General features: G+C 44.1%; 15 protein-coding genes. 6 read left to right on the top strand and 9 right to left on the bottom strand.

The features are described from left to right. Positions 1-110: 110 nt before the first annotated feature. A complete protein-coding gene (locus BFG52_RS01895; protein ID WP_067551871.1) occupies positions 111-2540 on the bottom strand; it encodes a hypothetical protein in 2430 nt (809 codons plus the stop codon). A gap of 574 nt (positions 2541-3114) precedes the next feature. Between BFG52_RS01895 and BFG52_RS01890 the strand changes: the two genes are divergently transcribed. Then, on the top strand, positions 3115-4938 hold the full coding sequence (locus BFG52_RS01890; RefSeq protein WP_067551868.1) for an acyl-CoA dehydrogenase C-terminal domain-containing protein: 1824 nt from the start codon (positions 3115-3117) through the stop codon (positions 4936-4938). 200 nt (positions 4939-5138) lie between these two features. Continuing rightward, on the top strand, positions 5139-5939 hold the full coding sequence (locus BFG52_RS01885) for a GNAT family N-acetyltransferase (RefSeq protein WP_067551865.1): 801 nt from the start codon (positions 5139-5141) through the stop codon (positions 5937-5939). Between the two features lie 39 nt (positions 5940-5978). Here BFG52_RS01885 and hemW read toward each other — a convergent pair whose 3' ends face one another. Then, entirely contained in the window at positions 5979-7085 is a 1107-nt protein-coding gene (hemW, locus tag BFG52_RS01880; protein WP_067559000.1) for a radical SAM family heme chaperone HemW, read from the bottom strand. A 246-nt stretch (positions 7086-7331) separates the two neighbouring features. On the opposite strand from hemW, the gene BFG52_RS01875 reads away from it, so the two are divergent. The 3 genes from BFG52_RS01875 (at position 7332) to BFG52_RS01865 (ending at position 10705) form a co-directional block, all read left to right on the top strand. Next, positions 7332-8645 (top strand): MATE family efflux transporter, encoded by a 1314-nt coding sequence (locus BFG52_RS01875; RefSeq protein WP_169817576.1) that lies wholly within the window; start codon positions 7332-7334, stop codon positions 8643-8645. A gap of 258 nt (positions 8646-8903) precedes the next feature. After that, entirely contained in the window at positions 8904-10202 is a 1299-nt protein-coding gene (locus BFG52_RS01870) for an ABC1 kinase family protein (RefSeq protein WP_067551860.1), read from the top strand. Positions 10203-10369: 167 nt separating this feature from the next. Beyond that, positions 10370-10705 carry a HopJ type III effector protein gene (locus BFG52_RS01865; RefSeq protein WP_067551857.1) on the top strand — a complete coding sequence of 112 codons (336 nt, stop codon included), beginning with the start codon at positions 10370-10372 and terminating at the stop codon, positions 10703-10705. A gap of 143 nt (positions 10706-10848) precedes the next feature. On the opposite strand, the gene BFG52_RS01860 is transcribed toward BFG52_RS01865, so the two are convergent. Next, positions 10849-12099 (bottom strand): TIGR03862 family flavoprotein, encoded by a 1251-nt coding sequence (locus BFG52_RS01860; protein WP_067551854.1) that lies wholly within the window; start codon positions 12097-12099, stop codon positions 10849-10851. Further along, the gene (locus BFG52_RS01855; RefSeq protein ID WP_067551851.1) at positions 12089-12736 is read right to left on the bottom strand and encodes a class I SAM-dependent methyltransferase; all 648 of its coding nucleotides are present in this window, start codon (positions 12734-12736) and stop codon (positions 12089-12091) included. Before BFG52_RS01855 ends, BFG52_RS01860 begins: the two co-directional genes overlap by 11 nt. 194 nt (positions 12737-12930) lie before the next feature. Between BFG52_RS01855 and BFG52_RS01850 the strand changes: the two genes are divergently transcribed. After that, complete coding sequence (locus BFG52_RS01850; protein ID WP_067551849.1) at positions 12931-13107, top strand: DNA gyrase inhibitor YacG; 177 nt, start codon at positions 12931-12933, stop codon at positions 13105-13107. Between the two features lie 7 nt (positions 13108-13114). Here the strand turns inward: BFG52_RS01850 and BFG52_RS01845 are convergent, their stop codons facing one another. From BFG52_RS01845 to BFG52_RS01825, 5 genes are all read right to left on the bottom strand, one after another. Next, entirely contained in the window at positions 13115-13759 is a 645-nt protein-coding gene (locus BFG52_RS01845; RefSeq protein WP_067551846.1) for an MBL fold metallo-hydrolase, read from the bottom strand. Positions 13760-13828: 69 nt separating this feature from the next. Then, positions 13829-14842, bottom strand: a complete 1014-nt coding sequence (hemH, locus tag BFG52_RS01840) for a ferrochelatase (RefSeq protein ID WP_067558997.1) — start codon at positions 14840-14842, stop codon at positions 13829-13831. A 75-nt stretch (positions 14843-14917) separates the two neighbouring features. Continuing rightward, positions 14918-15988, bottom strand: a complete 1071-nt coding sequence (locus tag BFG52_RS01835; protein WP_067551843.1) for a DUF4062 domain-containing protein — start codon at positions 15986-15988, stop codon at positions 14918-14920. Between the two features lie 275 nt (positions 15989-16263). After that, positions 16264-17130 (bottom strand): glutamate racemase, encoded by an 867-nt coding sequence (gene murI, locus BFG52_RS01830; RefSeq protein WP_067551840.1) that lies wholly within the window; start codon positions 17128-17130, stop codon positions 16264-16266. A gap of 44 nt (positions 17131-17174) precedes the next feature. Then, a complete protein-coding gene (locus tag BFG52_RS01825; protein WP_067551837.1) occupies positions 17175-17747 on the bottom strand; it encodes a DUF1285 domain-containing protein in 573 nt (190 codons plus the stop codon). Between the last annotated feature and the right edge of the window lie 100 nt (positions 17748-17847).

Here is a 17847-nt window from a genome sequence, read left to right as displayed (position 1 = left end):
CTTGATGAAACATTAAACTTGATGAAACATTAAAAATGCCAAGCAATTGGCTTGGCATTTTGGCGATTTACACCCGTCAGGCTCAAATCAACATGCGCTAGCACATGCGATTATTTAAACTCTTTACGCAGTTGTTTAAAGACCTTGCGGTATAAACTATAGTCAATATATTCCTGCATTTCCTCAGTTAATGCTGCAATGCTTTTTTCATTGAGTTTCTTCTGACGTGCATCAACATACGTCTGCGCTAAAATCGCCGCAGTACGTCTTAATAATGCCATTTCTTTGTTATCTAATTTCTCTTCATAACGCTTAAGATCTTCTAGATAAAGCTGTACATAGTATTCGGCAAAAATCGCTTTCGGCTCTTTATACTGACGTACTAATTTTTTCCAATTGGCTTGATTTTTGTTTTCATCAATGGCACTCATGACCTTGTCATGTACTGCTTCACCGAGGGTATTATCATACTGTTCGGTCGATTCTAAATGATGTTTGCTCATCAAACGTTTTAATTCGGCCAGCTCTTTGCCTTTTGGATCATATTGGTCCTGATCTGCATAACTATACGCATAAACCCGCCCCATCTCTTGCAGATCTTGTGCAGAATAATGCTCCATCACTTCAGGTTTTTCCCGAGAAAGCTCAAAAACAAATACCGCTTGATAGGTTTTACGATAAGATTTGCTGTCAGCATAAACTTGCTCAGCTAAGCTTTCAATTTGATCACTGAGACTACGTTTCAATACTTTATTGCCGTCTTTATCCTCTTCATAAGCCATGCCTAAACTACTACTAATACCATTAGCAACGCGTTCTAATGCCGAGCCCTTACTCATCTCAGCAATCGTTTTCGCATCCTTTAATAGTTTTTTATCAATAGGGCTTGCCTTACCATAATTGGAAAATGAAGTATCTAAATGCATTTTCACCGTGCTGGTCTTTTCGATATCGACCTGCAGGTCATAATCGATTTTAACCGCACGACCTTGTGCATCTAAAGCAACATCAATAATGACTGGCATTTTAATGCTTTCTTTGGCTTGTAAACGTTTAAAGTCTTCTTGGTGTTGTTCAACCAAAGCTTTAAATGCTTTGGCATCGACAAATTTATCGCTGGCATAGCTTGAGAATTTCTCTTCCAGCTCCAATAAGCTCATGCCTTCTGCTTTTAATTTATCAAAGTCAAAATCGGTATCTTTGTCTAAAATGTCGATCCCATGACGATTTAAACAATAGTTATAATCGCCAATTTGCAATTGTTGTAATTGCTTAGACAATTCCATACATTGTTCAAAGTTAAGCCCGGACGTAATGACTTCCGTCCCTGCCGCAACCTGTTCATCCTCCTGCTCTGCCGCACTCGCGGCTGCAGTGGCTACATCTGCTGCAACATCGGCAACGTCAGCAGCGTCTTCCGCAGCGGCATCAACTGCCTGTTCATCATCAACCACTTCTGTTGCAGCGACCACAGCCTCATGATCAGCAACCGCCGCTTCTGTCTCGTCATCGTCGTCATCGCCAAAGCGTAAATCGACCAGACTTTCTAATTTATCTGCGGCTTTATAAGCATCTTTCTCTTCAGCACTTAAGCCATAATAGCGATAACGATCTTCTTCATCTTCTAAACTAATCGAAGAATCTTCTTGTAACTGCTTAAAACGCTCATCCAAGACTTTTTCGATATCGATAATCTCTTTCTTGAAATATTCTTTGTTTACCGCTTGAAAGAGCTGTTGTTGCCACATTAAATCTTGTAAGGAAACATTCAAACGAATCTTACGTACAGCACCTTCTTGACGGTCCTGACTATTTAATGCAACTTGTTGAATATTTTCGGGCGCTGCAAGCGTATATAACAAAGCATTCTGTTCTTTTAAATAAGCGATTAGCTTACTCATATCGATCTTATTAAAATCATCTTTAAATTTAGAAAAATCTAAATATGCAAATTTCTCTTGATCTTGTTTATTGACTAAAAATGGCAAGATCGAATAGTAATTGATATAAAATTTAAAGTTTTCTAAATCTAAAATCATCGGTACTTTGGCTTGTACCAAAACATTGGGCTTTTCATAACGCCCCATCATATTGAGTGAAATAAGCTTTTGCTTATAATGCACTGAACCTTCATAACTGAATTTGACACCTGACAAGATATCGCCCAATACACGTTGTATGCGTTCGCTTCGGAAACTTCCTTCAGATCTGCGTTCAGCCATTGCCTCATACAAATCTTGTTTCTGTTGTTTAGATAATTTAATGTGTTGTTGCTGTAAATACTGCTCAATCTGTTGTTGTGCGGACGCTTCTAATTGCGGTTTACCCGTACTATCGGGTGCTCCTTCTTTGCGTTCGATTTGTACATTCATGGAGCCCTTATAATCAAAGCTTGGATAAGAGAACATTGCGTTCAATCCTGTTATCGCTTGCTGATCAAGAGCTTTGCCATCCATAGTCTGAGTATTATTGATCCCTGATGTTGCACACGCAGCAAGACTCAAGCTCAGTAAAGATAAAGTAAGTTTTTTTAAACGCATGATGATTTTCTAGCACCCAATGTATTTATAATGAAGAACGCTCATTTAAATAAGCGAATAATCTCGTCAAAAGAGCTTAACAAAAAACTAGCAAAGCGCATATGCTAAATATAGACATATACTCAGTTATTAAACAAATTAAATAGTGGTTTTAAATCGTTCGATTTTCCAGCAAAATAAATCCACAACGACTTATATCTATTTATAGCGAGCGCCAAGTTTATATTTTTATCTATGAGTAAGTGTTTTTGCTGGTGAATGCTTTTATTGCTATTCTAGCGACTACACTTCTCGCGACAGCAAGGGCTGCATTTTCTGGCTACAACGCGGTGATAAAATCATAGCTGTGCAGAAGATTTATCATAGCTTTTATTCAAAATAATTTGCTAAATTGCTACGTGTTATGAGAGGGATGAGCCATGTACAATAAGGCATATTATGCCCTATAAGCTATGGACAATTCGCTTTTCTGACATTTTTTACAATGACTATCATCAATGCATTTTTATAGATAGAAATGAATAATCAAGACCATAGTACGACAAGTAAAAACGAAATTGAATAGGATTTGAATATGCCTACATATAAAGCCCCACTACGAGACATTCGTTTTTTAATCAATGAGCTGTTCGACTATCCAGCGCATTATAAAAGCCTATACAACGGTAAGGATGTCGACACAGATACCATCGAAATGATTTTAGAAGGTGCAGCAGATTTTTGTGAAAATGTGTTATCACCGCTCTATCAAAGTGGCGATCTTGAAGGTTGTCATTTTGCCGATGGAGAAGTCACAACGCCTAAAGGATATAAAGAAGCTTATCAGCAATTTGTTGAAGGTGGCTGGCAAGGGCTTTCTTATCCTGAAATCTATGGCGGTCAGAACCTGCCGATGTCACTCAATATTGTTAAATCTGAAATGATGGGAACTGCCAACTGGCCGTTCACCATGTATCCTGGCTTAAGCATGGGCTGCATGAATACCATTATACAATTTGGTACAGAGCAACAAAAAAACCTTTATATGCCACATCTGGTGGCTGGAACTTGGTCGGGCACCATGTGCCTGACTGAGCCACAATGCGGTACAGATTTAGGCCAAGTCAAAAGCAAAGCAGAACCCAATGCTGACGGAAGCTACCGAATCACCGGGACTAAAATCTTTATTTCTGCTGGCGAACAAGATCTCACGGAAAATATTATCCATATCGTTTTGGCTCGTCTACCAGATGCGCCTGCCGGTACCCGCGGGATCTCGTTATTTATCGTGCCGAAGTTTATTCCAACGGCCGATGGTCAAATTGGTGAGCGCAATAGCGTGAGCTGCGGCTCAATTGAACACAAAATGGGTATTCGTGCCTCGGCAACAGCGGTCCTCAACTTTGATGCAGCAACAGGTTATTTAATCGGTGCACCCAACAAAGGCTTACATGCCATGTTCACCTTTATGAATACCGCACGAATTGGTACTGCAGTACAAGGGATTGCCCATGCTGAGCTGTCTTACCAAGGTGCTTTACCTTATGCCAAAGAACGTGGTTCAATGCGCGCGCTTTCGGGTAAGAAAGACCCCGAAAAAGTAGCAGATGCCATTATTCACCATGCCGATGTTCGCCGCATGCTGCTGACTCAAAAAGCCATTGCTGAAGGTGGTCGTGCCATGATTTATTATGCTGCACAAATTGCCGATAAGATGACAGATGCTTTGGCACAAGGTGATCAAGCCAAGTTTGATGAATATGATGACAAGCTTGGTTTTTATACCCCTATTTTAAAAGGCTTCCTCACTGAAATGGGGCTTGAAGCAGCCAACCTCGGTGTGCAAGTCTTTGGAGGTCATGGTTATATTGCCGAGCATGGCATGGAGCAAATTGTCCGTGATGCGCGTATTGCCACCCTTTATGAAGGGACTACTGGCGTACAGGCACTGGATCTCATTGGTCGTAAAGTCTTATTATCGTCTAAAGGTAAGGTGGTACGTGAATATACCGCAGATATTTTAAAATTCTGTGGTCGCCATGCACGCAATAAATATATGCGCCGTTTTGCTTGGGATCTCACCAAAATCTGTGCCCAATGGAATGCCTTAACCGTACGTATCATGCTAGCAGCACGCAAAGACCGAGACATCGTTTCTAGTGCCTCTGTTGACTTCTTGATGTTCTCTGGCTATGCCATGATGGCTTATTTCTGGGCACAACAAGCTGCTGTCGCATCTGAGCACTTGGAAGCAGGCACTGGTCATGAAACACCGGAGTTTTATAAGGCCAAAATCAAAGTGGCCGATTTCTACTTTGAACGCCTATTACCGCGTGCGCAGGGTCATGCTGAAGCCATGGTTAACCCATCTCGTACCTTAACCTCTTTGCCTGCTGAGCACTTTAGCTTCGACTACTAAGGCACAATGGTTTATTAGACATAATGGTTTCTTACATGGTCTAAGTCCATTTCCCTTCTGAAGCAAAGTTGGCTTCAAAACATAGCACGGCGCACCACATGCGCCGTGCTATTCTGTTTAGGGTGCTCACATCAATCACCGTTAAACGCACACTAAAATCGATAACTGGAAAATCCTCTTCCTTCGCTTAGAGTCATGCTATGTCTGAACTTGCAATTTCAACTGATGTACAACATCGCCAAGCTTTTCATCAACTTGAACAAATGTTCTGGCAAGCGATCAGTCGAGAAAGCCTACATCCTTCCGCACAGGTACACTGCTATTGCAGTGAAAGCTCAGCATTGGGTTTTAACTTTATTTTTGTACATGCTGGCGCCAAACCTGCCGATTTACAGCATGTCATGCAATTCTGCGCACAACAGCAGATTGAATATATTTTGGTCTGCGAACGCGATGCCGCACTATTGAGTGATATACAACAAGATACGCAGTTTAGTGCCGATGGCAGCACGACTGCGATGGGCTTGGATTTAAAGACATGGCAAGCATTACCCAGTCAATCAACACACACGATAGATATTACTTTGCAGGACCGCTCTGCACTGGCAGATTGGGCTGAACCGCTCAACAGTGCTTTTGCCGATGGTGATGAACAACTGACCCAACAATTGCTTCGTGCACATCAACAAGCACTGGATGCCCAGCAACCACTGTACCATTTTGTCTTGCGCACAGCACATCAAGGAAGCCAGCAAGTGGTTGCCGCCCTGACGCTCAGCATAGATCAGCAAATTGCACGTTTAGATGATATTGGCACACGACAAGATGCGCAGGCTAAAGGTTATGCCACAGCACTGATTCAACACGCTTTAATATTTGCCCAGCAACACGGTGTACAGCATTGCTATCTTGAAGCCTCAGCCCAAGGCCTATCGATCTATCAAAAAATAGGTTTTCGTGCACTCTTTCAGAATGAAAATTTTATTCGACTTAACACTTAGCCTGACCGCCCTACACCCTACCCTCTATAGACATAGAGATCACAAGAAAGCCTGTAATACGGTATTTAAAAAGCTATGACCTTGTGGAGTACAGGCTAAGCGTTGTGGGTCGGTACAGAATAATTGTTGCTGTCTAAGCTTTGCCAATTGTGTGGACAAACTACTGAGCGGCAAGCCGGTACGGCTTGGATAAAACTCGGCAGCAACACCCGCATTAAGCCTGAGTGCATTCATCATAAACTCAAAGGGTAATTCCTCAGCAGCAATACGACGAAACTGTACATGCTCAGCAGGTACTTTGGCGAGGTAGTCCTTGGGCTGACGGGTTTTTTGAAAACGATAGACCCCGTCGGCTAAGGTCACTTTACCATGTGCTCCAGCACCGATCGCCAAATAATCACCAAATTGCCAATAATTAAGATTATGTGCTGAAGGTCGTTCTTTACGCCATGCCGAGACTTCGTATTGCTCAAAGCCTTGGGCAATCAAATATGCTTCACCTTCCAGCTGAATCTGCTCCAAGACTTCATCAGGTGGCAAAGTCGGCTGGGTACGAAAGAAAACGGTATTGGGTTCAATGGTCAGTTGATACCATGAAATATGCGTTGCACCATGCTCTACCGCCAATTTTAAATCCAATAATGCTTGCTCAGTCGTTTGCTGCGCTAAACCATGCATCAAGTCAACGTTAACGCGACGAAAACCCGCTTCTCGTGCCAACTGAATCGCGTGTTTGGCATCATCTTGACTGTGTATACGTCCTAAACGCTGTAAATGCTCAGTGTCGAAGCTCTGCACGCCTATCGATAAACGATTAATTCCTGCCTGCAAATAGCCGGCAAAAGGCTCATGCTCCAAGGTCCCAGGGTTGGCTTCCAAGGTAATTTCACAGTCAGGACTAAATGGGCTAAGTTGTTGTAGCGCTGCAAAAAGCCATGCATAGCCTTGTGCTGAGATCAATGAGGGGGTACCACCACCAATGAATACACTATGAATAGGACGTGACTGCACCCATGCTAATTGGGTTTTAAAATCCGCCAATAACGCCTCTAAATATTGTTGTTCAAGCTGTAAAGACAACTGACCATCTGGGACGGCATGTGAATTGAAATCACAATAAGGACACTTACGTACACACCATGGCATATGTATATAGAGTGATAAAGGAATGGCTTGTGGATTTAACGACACTAAGTGAACAGCTCAAATAACAAAAGTGCTATTTTAACACGACTATTGCCTTGCATCGTACCGAGTCACGACGATTGATGGATATGTTGTGATGATGTAGACAAGGTATACTACGTTAATATTCAACTTATCTTAGAATGAGTACTTTTTGTGTCGAACCTCACCAGTAGTCGTTTCCAACTCAAACAACTATTACAACTCATGCTACCAATTCTGGTCACGCAATTTGCACAAGCAGGCTTTGGTCTGATAGATACCATTATGGCAGGGCATCTATCTGCAACAGATCTTGCCGCTATTGCTGTTGCGGTCGGGCTTTGGATGCCAGTCATGCTGTTATTTAGTGGCATTATGATTGCAACCACACCATTGGTCGCAGAAGCACGTGGCGCCCGCAACCCTGAACAGATTGGACAAATCACGCGCCAAGCACTTTGGGTTGCCTTGCTATTGGGCATTATCGCGGCATTGATTTTACAAATTATGCCGTTTTTCCTACCGATGTTTGGTGTACCAGCGCACTTACTCCCCAAAGCCAGTTTGTTTTTACATGCCATTGCATTGGGCATGCCTGCCGTGACCATGTATGGTTCTTTACGTGGTTATTCTGAAGCGCTTGGACACCCACGCCCTGTGACGGTGATCAGTCTACTGGCATTGCTGGTACTGATTCCGCTCAACTTTTTGTTTATGTATGGACTTGGACCTATTCCTGCACTGGGCAGTGCCGGCTGTGGTTTTGCCACCTCTATCCTGCAATGGTTGATGTTTATTAGCCTAGCACTGTATATCAAAAACGCGAAAATCTATCAGAAAGCCCCAGTATTTAACCGCTTTGAAAAACTACAAGCGCAGTGGGTTAAACGCATCTTAATCTTGGGACTGCCCATCGGACTGGCGATTTTCTTTGAGGTCAGTATTTTTAGTACTGCGGCAATTGTGCTCAGCCCCTTGGGTGAAACCGTTCTCGCCGCACATCAGGTGGCCATGTCCGTGACCTCACAATTGTTTATGATCCCAATGTCTTTGGCCATCGCTTTAACAATTCGCGTGGGGTTGTATTATGGTGAAAAAAACTGGCAAGCCATGCAAAAAGTACAGCTGGTTGGCTTAGGCTTGAGCACCGTATTTGCCTGTATGACCATGTCTCTCATCTGGCTCTTTAGACCACAAATTATTCAGATTTATAGCAGTGACCCTGCTGTAACCCAAGTCACCATGTATTTACTGCTCTATGCCATGGCTTATCAGTTGATGGACGCTTGGCAAGTCAGTGCCGCTGGTTGCTTAAGGGGGATGCAAGATACACAAGCACCAATGTGGATTACCATGCTGGCATATTGGGTTATCGCCTTCCCCATCGGCATCTACTTAGCACGCTATACCGAAGCGCATGCGGCTGGGGTTTGGATTGGTCTTATTATCGGTTTGAGTGTCGCCTGTGTGCTACTGATCAGTCGTCTTTATCTCAATAACCGCCGTTTATCGCGGATGCCATGTGGCAACAGCATATAAAGCCCATCACGCTTGGTTGCTGTACATATTTAAAAAATAGATAAAACAACACAACCGTCGAGTATTTGCCTATTCAACATAAATACTCGACTGATTTAACAACAGATTTGCCTAAAAGCCCGACCTGTTTTACCGCCGCAATTGAAATCATTTTTTGCAATGTATCGCGACTTATTCACAATTAGAACTAGGCAGTTCGCGTTTTGTAACCTATGATCAAAAAAAACCAATCTTTAAGATGTTCAAGGACATTTGCCAATGGCTAAAAATTCCAGCACCCCAAGTCGACGCTTTATGAAGCTTGCGAGTATGACTGCGAGTATCGCCACCAAAACGGTGTCCAACTCTATTCGCAACTTTACCGCGGATGAAGAGCAAAAAAATCAAGCCCGCAGTAAATTATTCCAAGACATCGGTTTGCAAATTGCCGATACACTCGGCGAAATGAAAGGTGCAGTGATGAAAGTGGGGCAAATTGCTTCACAATACAAAGATATATTCCCGCCAGAAGTCGCACGTGCCATTGCCAAGCTACAACGCCAAGCCCCAGCAATGCCATTTGAGCAGATTCAGAAACAAGTTGAAAGTGAGCTCGGAAAAAGCATCACGGTACTGTTTAAAAGCTTTGAACAACAGCCTTTTGCTGCGGCATCTATCGGACAAGTGCACCGTGCCGTATTGCCAGATGGGCAACAAGTCGTGGTCAAAGTGCAGTATCCGGGCATTGACCAAGCCTGTGAAAGCGACTTAAAACAAGTCCGCTTGGCGTTACGCTTGATGGGCGTATTAAAAATCGATAAAAAACTACAAGATCGCTTATTTCAAGAAATCCAAGATAGTCTACACGAAGAGCTTAACTATGATATCGAGGCGCAAAACCTCACGGTCTTTAGAACTTTCCATCAAAGCTTAGATGCTAAAATTATTATCCCACAAGTCTATCCAGACTATTCTAGTCGCCGTGTACTGACCTTGAGCGATGAACCGGGCGAAAGCATTGAAACCGCCAGTCAATGGGACTTAGCCCTACGTAATGAAATGGGGCAACGTCTGATTCAAGCCTTGGGACAAGAAATTTTTTATTTAAAGCGCTTTCATTGCGACCCCCACCCCGGCAACTTGGCATTTCGCCCAGATGGCAGCGTCATTCTCTACGACTTTGGCAGCGTCAAAACCTTATCAAACCGCGTCATTGAGCACTTTAAAGCCTTGATTTATGCAGGTCGTAAAGGCGATGTCCACACCATCGAACAACATCTAATGTCTTTAGATGCGTTGGTAGCGCCCGATAAATTTCCAGAAGAACTCTATTTACAATGGTTAGAAATTTTCTTGCGTCCTCTCACCACCCATTATGATTTTGCTGAAAATTCCTCACATCATGATGGTATGCGTCTGGTGAAAAAATCGCTGAAATACTGGGATGTGTTTAAGCCATCACCCGATACCTTGATGGTTAACCGTACCATTTCTGGGCATTATTGGAATTTGATTCATCTTAAAGTGCATGATGATTTGTCAGATTTATTTCATCAGCTCTTGCCACCGCAAGCATAAATCCAATTAGCATCCGTCGCTCGAGCAGTCACATGATTTTGTACTGCAACGATTGCATTGATTTTTTGACTTTAAAATAATGGCTGAGATGCTTCATGCCGTCTGTGCTGATCGACCCTCACCCCTTATGTCAATGTATTACTGAAACCTTAGATTGGAGCATGCATATGCCACAACAACTCTTAGACCAGCTTGCTCAAGGGCAAGCCAACTTCTCCGACGTATTGGCGTATATCGATGCACATTATCAGCATCAAGCGACTGCGTTTGACAATGGCGCACAGCACAATGCTGCCAGTGAAAACCAAGGCAGCGCCAAAGTTTTATATTTTGCCCAGCTACAACAACTGAGCGCCGCACAAACACTGACATTATTTGCGCAACATTATGCTGCGGTATTGGCACATCCTACGGCACAAGACCATCAAAACATTCGCCAGTTTATGCAACATGGTTGGGATGGGGTGAAATTTTCCGGCGTGGTCCTGACCGCCAAAGACTAATCCGCACACCCAAGATCTTATAAGCTGCCGAGCGTAAATGCATCATATGCCATATGCAAGGCTTGGCAGCTTAAGTCTTCTTGACAGCTTAAGTATTCTTGACAGCTTAAGTCTTCTTGACAACTTCAGTCTTTTCGAAAAACTTATTCTTCGCAGTGTACAGCATGATCTGCTGCTAAGGTATTGAGATAAGTGATTACCCCCTGTGCTGCCGCATGTCCAGTGGCAAAACAAGCTGTCAATAAATAACCACCGGTTGGTGCATCCCAATCCAGCATTTCCCCACAGCAAAAAACTGCCGGATCATGCTTTAAGCCAAGATTGTCAGTTAAGGCGTCACGCTTGACCCCTCCAGCACAACTAATCGCCTCTGCAATCGGTCGAAAACCCGTTAACGCGATCGGTAATGCTTTGATCTGTGCCGCCAAGGCTACAGCATCGTGCCAGATGGTTTTGTCCACGCATTCCCGTACCAAAGCTGCTTTGACACGATCTAACCCCGCTTTTCGCCATAAATTACTCAATGACTGTTTGGGTTTGGCACGCAATTTTTCGATCAATTGTGCGCGACTCAGGTCTGGTAATAAATCCAGATAAAGCTGCATCTGCTGCGTTTGCTGTAATTGTAGGCGTAAGGCACGATTATATTTATAGATCAAGCCACTTTCTAAACCATAATGGCTGATCACGATATCCCCCATACTGGCTTCTGTGCCGGCAACCCATGCTGCAACACGTTTTAAGGGTTGCCCAAAAATTGGCTGCATATGCGGTGACCAGGCATAATCTACACCAGCATTACTGGCAACAAAGGGCTGTCGCTGTGCTGCCGGCAACCACGATTGCCATGCACCATCACTGCCCAATTGTGGCCATGACACAGCCCCACATGCCAAAATAATGGCATCGAAGCTTAGACATTGTTGCTGTGAATGCGGTTGTTGATGATTGAGCAAAGTCAGGCTGTTTCCCGTCAGCTTTAACACTTGATGACGATAATGAAAAGTAACGCCTTGCTGTGTCAGTCGTGCCAACCAAGCACGTAATAAAGGCGCAGCTTTCATTTCTTTGGGAAAAATACGCCCCGAACTGCCGGTATACGCCTCAACCCCTAAACTGTGCATCCAGCGTTGAATCCACGCGGCATCCCAACGTCTAAGCCACGGCGCCAACCATTCGGCTTGATCATAGCGTTGAATAAATGACTCCTGCGCCTCTGCGTGGGAAATATTTAAACCAGTTTTACCTGCCATTAAAAATTTTCGCGCAGCCGATGGTTTTTGCTCATAGACCACAACCTGATACTGCCCTGTTGCGGCTAATTGCTCAGCCGCCATAAGCCCAGCAGGACCAGCCCCCACAATGGCTATACGGGCTTGTGCTTTAGGGAGCATGATCTGTTCCAGCAGGTTTTTGGCCTTGTAATGCCGCTTGCTGATCAAAACGAGTGCGATAATTTTCTGGTTTTTGAATCACAAGCTGCTCACACACTTCACCACGTGCCAAATATTTCACTTCAAAATGCGTCCTTGCCGCATCTTGCGCAACCGTCTCGCGTTGGTAAGGGAGCTTCCACAGATCAATTAATTGTTGTTCTGCCTCATCGATATAAGAAGATATATTACTGGCCAAAGTCAGTGTGGCATGGGCTGCCATTCGTGATAATAAAAACTCAAAAAATGGCATGTTCAACCAACGCTGTGCCGCATTATGCGGCTCAGGATTGGGATATAAAATAAAGACTTGTTGTAATTGTTGTGGTTGTACTGCATGTACCGTCCAAGCAATGGCATCGGCATGCACCAATTGTAAATTGTCAGCTGCAAGCAGTTGTTGTTGTTTTTGCATTGCCATGAATTTTTCACGTGTTCGCTCAACAGCATATAACAACTGAGTGGGATGTTGTGCCGCAAATGCGCAGGCATGCTTGCCCTTTCCAGCACCAATTTCAAGGCAAATCGGTTGATTGGGAATCGATTGAAAATCACGAGGCGCATGAATACGCTGCGCTTGAAACGGGCGAATAGACATAAAGTGTTCTAAAACAATATAATGAAAAATACCAAGACTACACAGTGGCAGCGACCAAATGCTTAGCGATCAGGTTAAAATAGTGACCCAATGCTAAATTTCTGGCGTCATTGTACTGATATAACTGCGTTAGAAGCAACCGAAGAGCAAGCGAATCGTTAACCGACAACAAACCTTTTATTTGGGAGTTCCAGATGCCTACCGTCATTCAATGCCCACACTGTGCAGAAAAAACCACATGGCAAGACAACCCGTATCGTCCTTTCTGCAGTGAGCGTTGTAAGTTAATCGATTTCGGTGCATGGGCCAATGCCGCGTATAAATTACCCACCCAAGATAGCCCACAACATGATCCGTCCAGCGACGAATAACGTTGGGCTAACCTGCTCGACTGGCAACAAAAGGATTATGGCGTTTCTCATGACCAATCGTGCTCATTGGACCATGTCCTGAAATGAACTGTGTCTCATCGGGCAAACTAAAACACTCGCGTTGAATCGAGTCCAGCAATTGCTGATGATTGCCTTTGGGAAAGTCCGTCCGCCCAATCGACTCTTTAAACAACACATCTCCTGTCCAGAGTAATTGATGTTTGGCGTTATAAAACATCACATGACCAGGGGTGTGCCCAGGGGCAAAACGCACATCAAATTTTTCATCCCCCAATTGCAATTGCTCGCCACCACTCAACCATTGATCGACATGTACCAACTCAGGAATTGGAAAACCATAACGGGCCGAGACCTCTTGGATCATGTCCAACCAGAACTTATCGTCTTTATGCGGTCCAATGACGGGAACCTGCCAAGCTTTTGCCAACGCCCCCACGGCACCCGCATGGTCTAAATGCCCATGCGTGAGCCAAAGCGCTTTTACGGTTAAGCCCAGCGCCTCAACTTCTTGCATAAGTTTTTCTGGCTCTCCCCCCGCATCAATCAATACAGCTTCTTTGCTGTCACTGTCCCAAACAATCGAACAATTCTGGGAAAATGCTGTAACGGGAACGATTTTTACCTGAAGCATGTCTCACCTCAATCTGGCTGATTCACACGGCAATAACGGGTAATACATTACTGCCGTGTCACAAGCACCTCAGTCGATCGGCTGCTGCAAAGTCAGCTTTAATCCATCGAGTTGTGCTTGTATTAATTGGCTTAATAGGTCTATGTGTAGCGTATCGGTATTGAGAGCTGGAATATAAGCATATTCTTCGCCACCAGCACCTAAAAAAAGTTCGGCATTTTGTAATGCCAGTTCTTCTAATGTTTCCAAACAGTCTGCCGAAAATGCTGGGCTCATAATCTGTACACGTTTAATGCCCTGCTCAGCCCATTGCTGTAATAGTGCGTCGGTATAGGGTTTAACCCATTCTTGACGTCCAAAGCGTGACTGAAAACTCATTGCCCATTGTTCGGGGGCTAGATTTAAACGTGTTGCCACAGCCTGCGCTGTCTTACGACAGCGTTCTGGATATGGATCGCCCTTATCGGCATAGGGTTGCGGAATACCATGAAAAGACATTAATAATTTTTCAGGCACACCATGTTGCTGCTGGAAACGTCGAATACTATCTGCTAAGGCCTCAATATATAAAGGATGTTGATAATAATCTCGTATCACGCTCAAACCGGGTAAACTGCGCTGCTGTAAAATCCATCTGGCTAATACATCATAAATCGGTGCTGTAGAGGTCGCGGAGTACTGTGGAAATAACGGCAATACAATCAGGTGATCATAAGCTTTGGCAGCAGCCAGTGTCTGTTCCAGTCCAGGCTTGCCATAACGCATTGCCGCAACAAAATCGATCTCAAACTTACTGTTCTGTGCGCTCAATTGCTGTTGAATCGCTGCAACTTGTTGCTCGAGAATTTCTCGCATTGGCGAATCTACCCGCCAAACCTTAGCATAGGCCTCTGCAACCCGCTTGGGACGAAATGGCAGTACCGCCGCGTTTAAGATGATCCACCATAAAAATTTTGGCAGTTCAATCACCCGTTGATCGGACAGGAATTGTTTTAGAAAACGCCGTACCGCACTGGGCGTTGGCGCATCAGGTGTACCAAGATTTGCAACAATAACAAGGACTCGAGCTTTAGACACCGATATTCTCACTACCTATTGTGATGATACTTTGTAGCATACTGGATCGCGTAAATCTGTACAATTCAAGCAATTTGTACACTAGCCTATCGTGGCGGCCAATTCCTCGCCGAGTTTGGTCAGTTTCCAGAGCATTTGCTGACGATCATCACGCCCGACCGGCACAATCCATTCATTCTTACGCATTTGCAGTTTAATGGTATGCAACGCACGAACATTAATTTGGGCACGTGCCACAAATTGCGCATGTGGCATATATTGCTGCACATCGCTAAGCGCCACCCGATTCAGTTCATCATTGATAATTTTTGGGAAAAATGCCTCGGGCAAGGGCTGGCTAAAATGCTGTGCCAAGACTTTTAAAATCAGACGCCAATTACTCTGACGACTGAGCACAATTTCCTTGAAATTGCCTTCTTGATATGCATGAATTTGATATTCAAAACGGAATAGTTCATCCAACTGTACTTCGGGTAACTGAAGAAAGGGATCGATCTGTTGTTGATTCAACAGCAGTCGAAGCTGTGCCAGTTTAATTTTTAAATCATCAATTTCATCTTGTAATATTTGTAAGTTTTGTGGTCTGACCCAGCCCACCACCGGATAACGCTCTAAGAGCTGTAGCATACGGCTACGTAAACTCGACTCTAGGTCTTTACAGTTTTGATAGCAAAAAACCTGATCTTGATCACGCTGTAATTGCTGCCGAAAGGCGAGAAATTTGTCATCTAATCGCGGCTGATGCTGTGTTGCTTGCTGCAACGGCGCCACATGCTTGTCATCTACAGCAAGCGTTGCCGTCGTAGTCGCACATGATAGCGTATCTGGTTGCAAGGCAAGCGCGTGACGTAGTGGTTCAGCATGCATAAAAACAATGATGGGTTTTTGCTTGGTCACCGCATAGATATAATCTAAATGTAAATAACCAATACCAGAAGAAGAACATGCACCATACTGACTGCCGAGCAATAACAAGACATAGTCACATTCTTCTATTTGTCTACGCGCTAGTGCCGTTCCCAACGGACTACGTTGTTCCAATCCCCAAGAAAAAAATCCCATGCTCATTAAGGTCTGCATGATCACTGTGCGCTCTGGTCGCATTTCTTCGCCTGAGCTGGAAACAAATACTTGATAACGTTTGTCAAGCATAATAGGCCTATTGGGGAAAAAACTGCCATAGCAGCGGATGGGGAAAAATTGCCTGCATTGCATCTGCCTCAAGTCAATAAAAGAGGCATAACAGCACCAAACAACAGCCATAACTATAACATGATGTTTAATAAATCTTTATAACCTATAAAGCAATAGGTTAAATTGTAAATGCTGACAGAACAAGTCGCCTAAAGTATTAGAATATAACTGTTTTATGCTCAATTAGACATTAAAATCCAGAGCTACCCACGCAAGCTACTCCCAAAACTGAATCAGCGCGCTGTGTACATCGCCCAATTAAAAGTAGGTCGAATCAAATGTTTAAGGGTTTGTTGCAACTGGGCATCCGCCAATGCAGTGCCATAATAATGAATTCGAATCGCATTGCTGGCATGCGCTGCTGTGGCTTGTAAGCCATGTTGAATCAACACTCGTGCTGTCTGTCGTGCAACCGCCATACCGGAGTCAATCAGTTTTAGTTGTGGATACACAGCTTGGATGACTGGATTTAAAAAAGGATAATGCGTACATCCCTGCACCAAAAAGTCTGCGCCCTGTGCCACAGCAGGTGCTAACACTTGTACCAAACTGTCACGACATGCTGCACTCTGCACTTCGCCTGCTTCAACATAAGGTACCAAGTCGAGGCAAGTCAGTGCCAAGACTTGCACCGCTGCTGGTTTGGCAAAATTCTCAATCACATCTTGAATTAAGGCTCCGCGAAAAGTCGCAGGTGTTGCCATCACAGCAACCACTTTACTTTGGCTCTGTAATACGGCCGGTTTCAAAGCTGGCACCAAGCCAATAATCGGGAAATTAGGACCATAATGCTGACGTAAATCTGCCAAGCTAAAAGCCGATGCAGTATTACACGCAACCACAGCGGCTTTGCAACCTTGTTGGTACAACCAATCAATGCCCTGCGCGGTCAATTGTCGAATATCATCATCATGCCGTGGACCATAGGGCACATGGGCGGTATCGGCATAATAGAGAAACTGTTCATGCGGTAAATAGCTTGCAATATCTTGGGTTACCGACAGCCCACCAACCCCCGAATCAAAAATTCCAATCGGTGCATGTGCACGTGATGCCATAGCGTGTTCAGCGCGAGAATCGCAAGAAAAGTTAACCGTCATGATGTTGTATCACACCCCATAAAACCAAGCTTAAAGCTTAATCCTCAGCTATTTAATTGCAAGCACAAATCACCACTTCTCAACAATAAAACCGTATTGCCCGCAGCATCTTCTTGCAGCTCGCCAAAGTTCACCAAATGATAAAAACAGGCGCGTTGAATCAGTGCATCCAGACCAGCACGTACATGGACATAGGGACGCAACGCTCCTTGGAACTCCCGCATAAAAATAGGATGTTGTGCATCTACAATCACCACATCTTGGTGAATCGTAGTCAACTGAATATAGCGTTTACCCTCGATATCAATTTGCTCTGCTTGATTGACCAAGAGCGGCGCATCTTCAACAGTAATCTCAATCAGCTCGACTGGTGTCTTTAAATAATACTGTTCGCCTTCACGCCACAGCACAGAACTAAACAAATCTAATAACGCTTGACGCCGTATGAGTTGACCTTCGTGCCACCATTCTCCATTGGATTTAATGATGAGATCCATTTTGCCACAATGCTTTGGCTGCCATTGCTCTAAAGGGGGGATTGACCTTTTGTGACTTTGCTGTACACCATTTAGGGCTTGTGTAATGCTTGTTAAGTTTTTATCATCGCTATCCGACATGATTTTCGCCTCATGAGGTGAAATAGTTTGTTTAACTGTAGTTTATGCTTTACTGACGACAAAAGAAAAGCATTCAGCCAATTGGCGTAACTGCGGATTA

It is taken from the genome of Acinetobacter larvae (genome assembly GCF_001704115.1).
GTDB classification, from domain to species: Bacteria; Pseudomonadota; Gammaproteobacteria; order Pseudomonadales; family Moraxellaceae; genus Acinetobacter; species Acinetobacter larvae.
This window is presented reverse-complemented; position numbering and strand designations above follow the sequence as displayed.

Bases quoted from the DNA above. Each gene is read 5' to 3' on its own strand.
- BFG52_RS01895 (WP_067551871.1), bottom strand. From the start codon at position 2,540: ATGCGTTTAAAAAAACTTACTTTATCTTTACTGAGCTTGAGTCTTGCT.
- BFG52_RS01890 (WP_067551868.1), top strand. From the start codon at position 3,115: ATGCCTACATATAAAGCCCCACTACGAGACATTCGTTTTTTAATCAAT.
- BFG52_RS01885 (WP_067551865.1), top strand. From the start codon at position 5,139: ATGTCTGAACTTGCAATTTCAACTGATGTACAACATCGCCAAGCTTTT.
- hemW (WP_067559000.1), bottom strand. From the start codon at position 7,085: ATGCCATGGTGTGTACGTAAGTGTCCTTATTGTGATTTCAATTCACAT.
- BFG52_RS01875 (WP_169817576.1), top strand. From the start codon at position 7,332: ATGCTACCAATTCTGGTCACGCAATTTGCACAAGCAGGCTTTGGTCTG.
- BFG52_RS01870 (WP_067551860.1), top strand. From the start codon at position 8,904: ATGGCTAAAAATTCCAGCACCCCAAGTCGACGCTTTATGAAGCTTGCG.
- BFG52_RS01865 (WP_067551857.1), top strand. From the start codon at position 10,370: ATGCCACAACAACTCTTAGACCAGCTTGCTCAAGGGCAAGCCAACTTC.
- BFG52_RS01860 (WP_067551854.1), bottom strand. From the start codon at position 12,099: ATGCTCCCTAAAGCACAAGCCCGTATAGCCATTGTGGGGGCTGGTCCT.
- BFG52_RS01855 (WP_067551851.1), bottom strand. From the start codon at position 12,736: ATGTCTATTCGCCCGTTTCAAGCGCAGCGTATTCATGCGCCTCGTGAT.
- BFG52_RS01850 (WP_067551849.1), top strand. From the start codon at position 12,931: ATGCCTACCGTCATTCAATGCCCACACTGTGCAGAAAAAACCACATGG.
- BFG52_RS01845 (WP_067551846.1), bottom strand. From the start codon at position 13,759: ATGCTTCAGGTAAAAATCGTTCCCGTTACAGCATTTTCCCAGAATTGT.
- BFG52_RS01835 (WP_067551843.1), bottom strand. From the start codon at position 15,988: ATGCTTGACAAACGTTATCAAGTATTTGTTTCCAGCTCAGGCGAAGAA.
- murI (WP_067551840.1), bottom strand. From the start codon at position 17,130: ATGACGGTTAACTTTTCTTGCGATTCTCGCGCTGAACACGCTATGGCA.
- BFG52_RS01825 (WP_067551837.1), bottom strand. From the start codon at position 17,747: ATGTCGGATAGCGATGATAAAAACTTAACAAGCATTACACAAGCCCTA.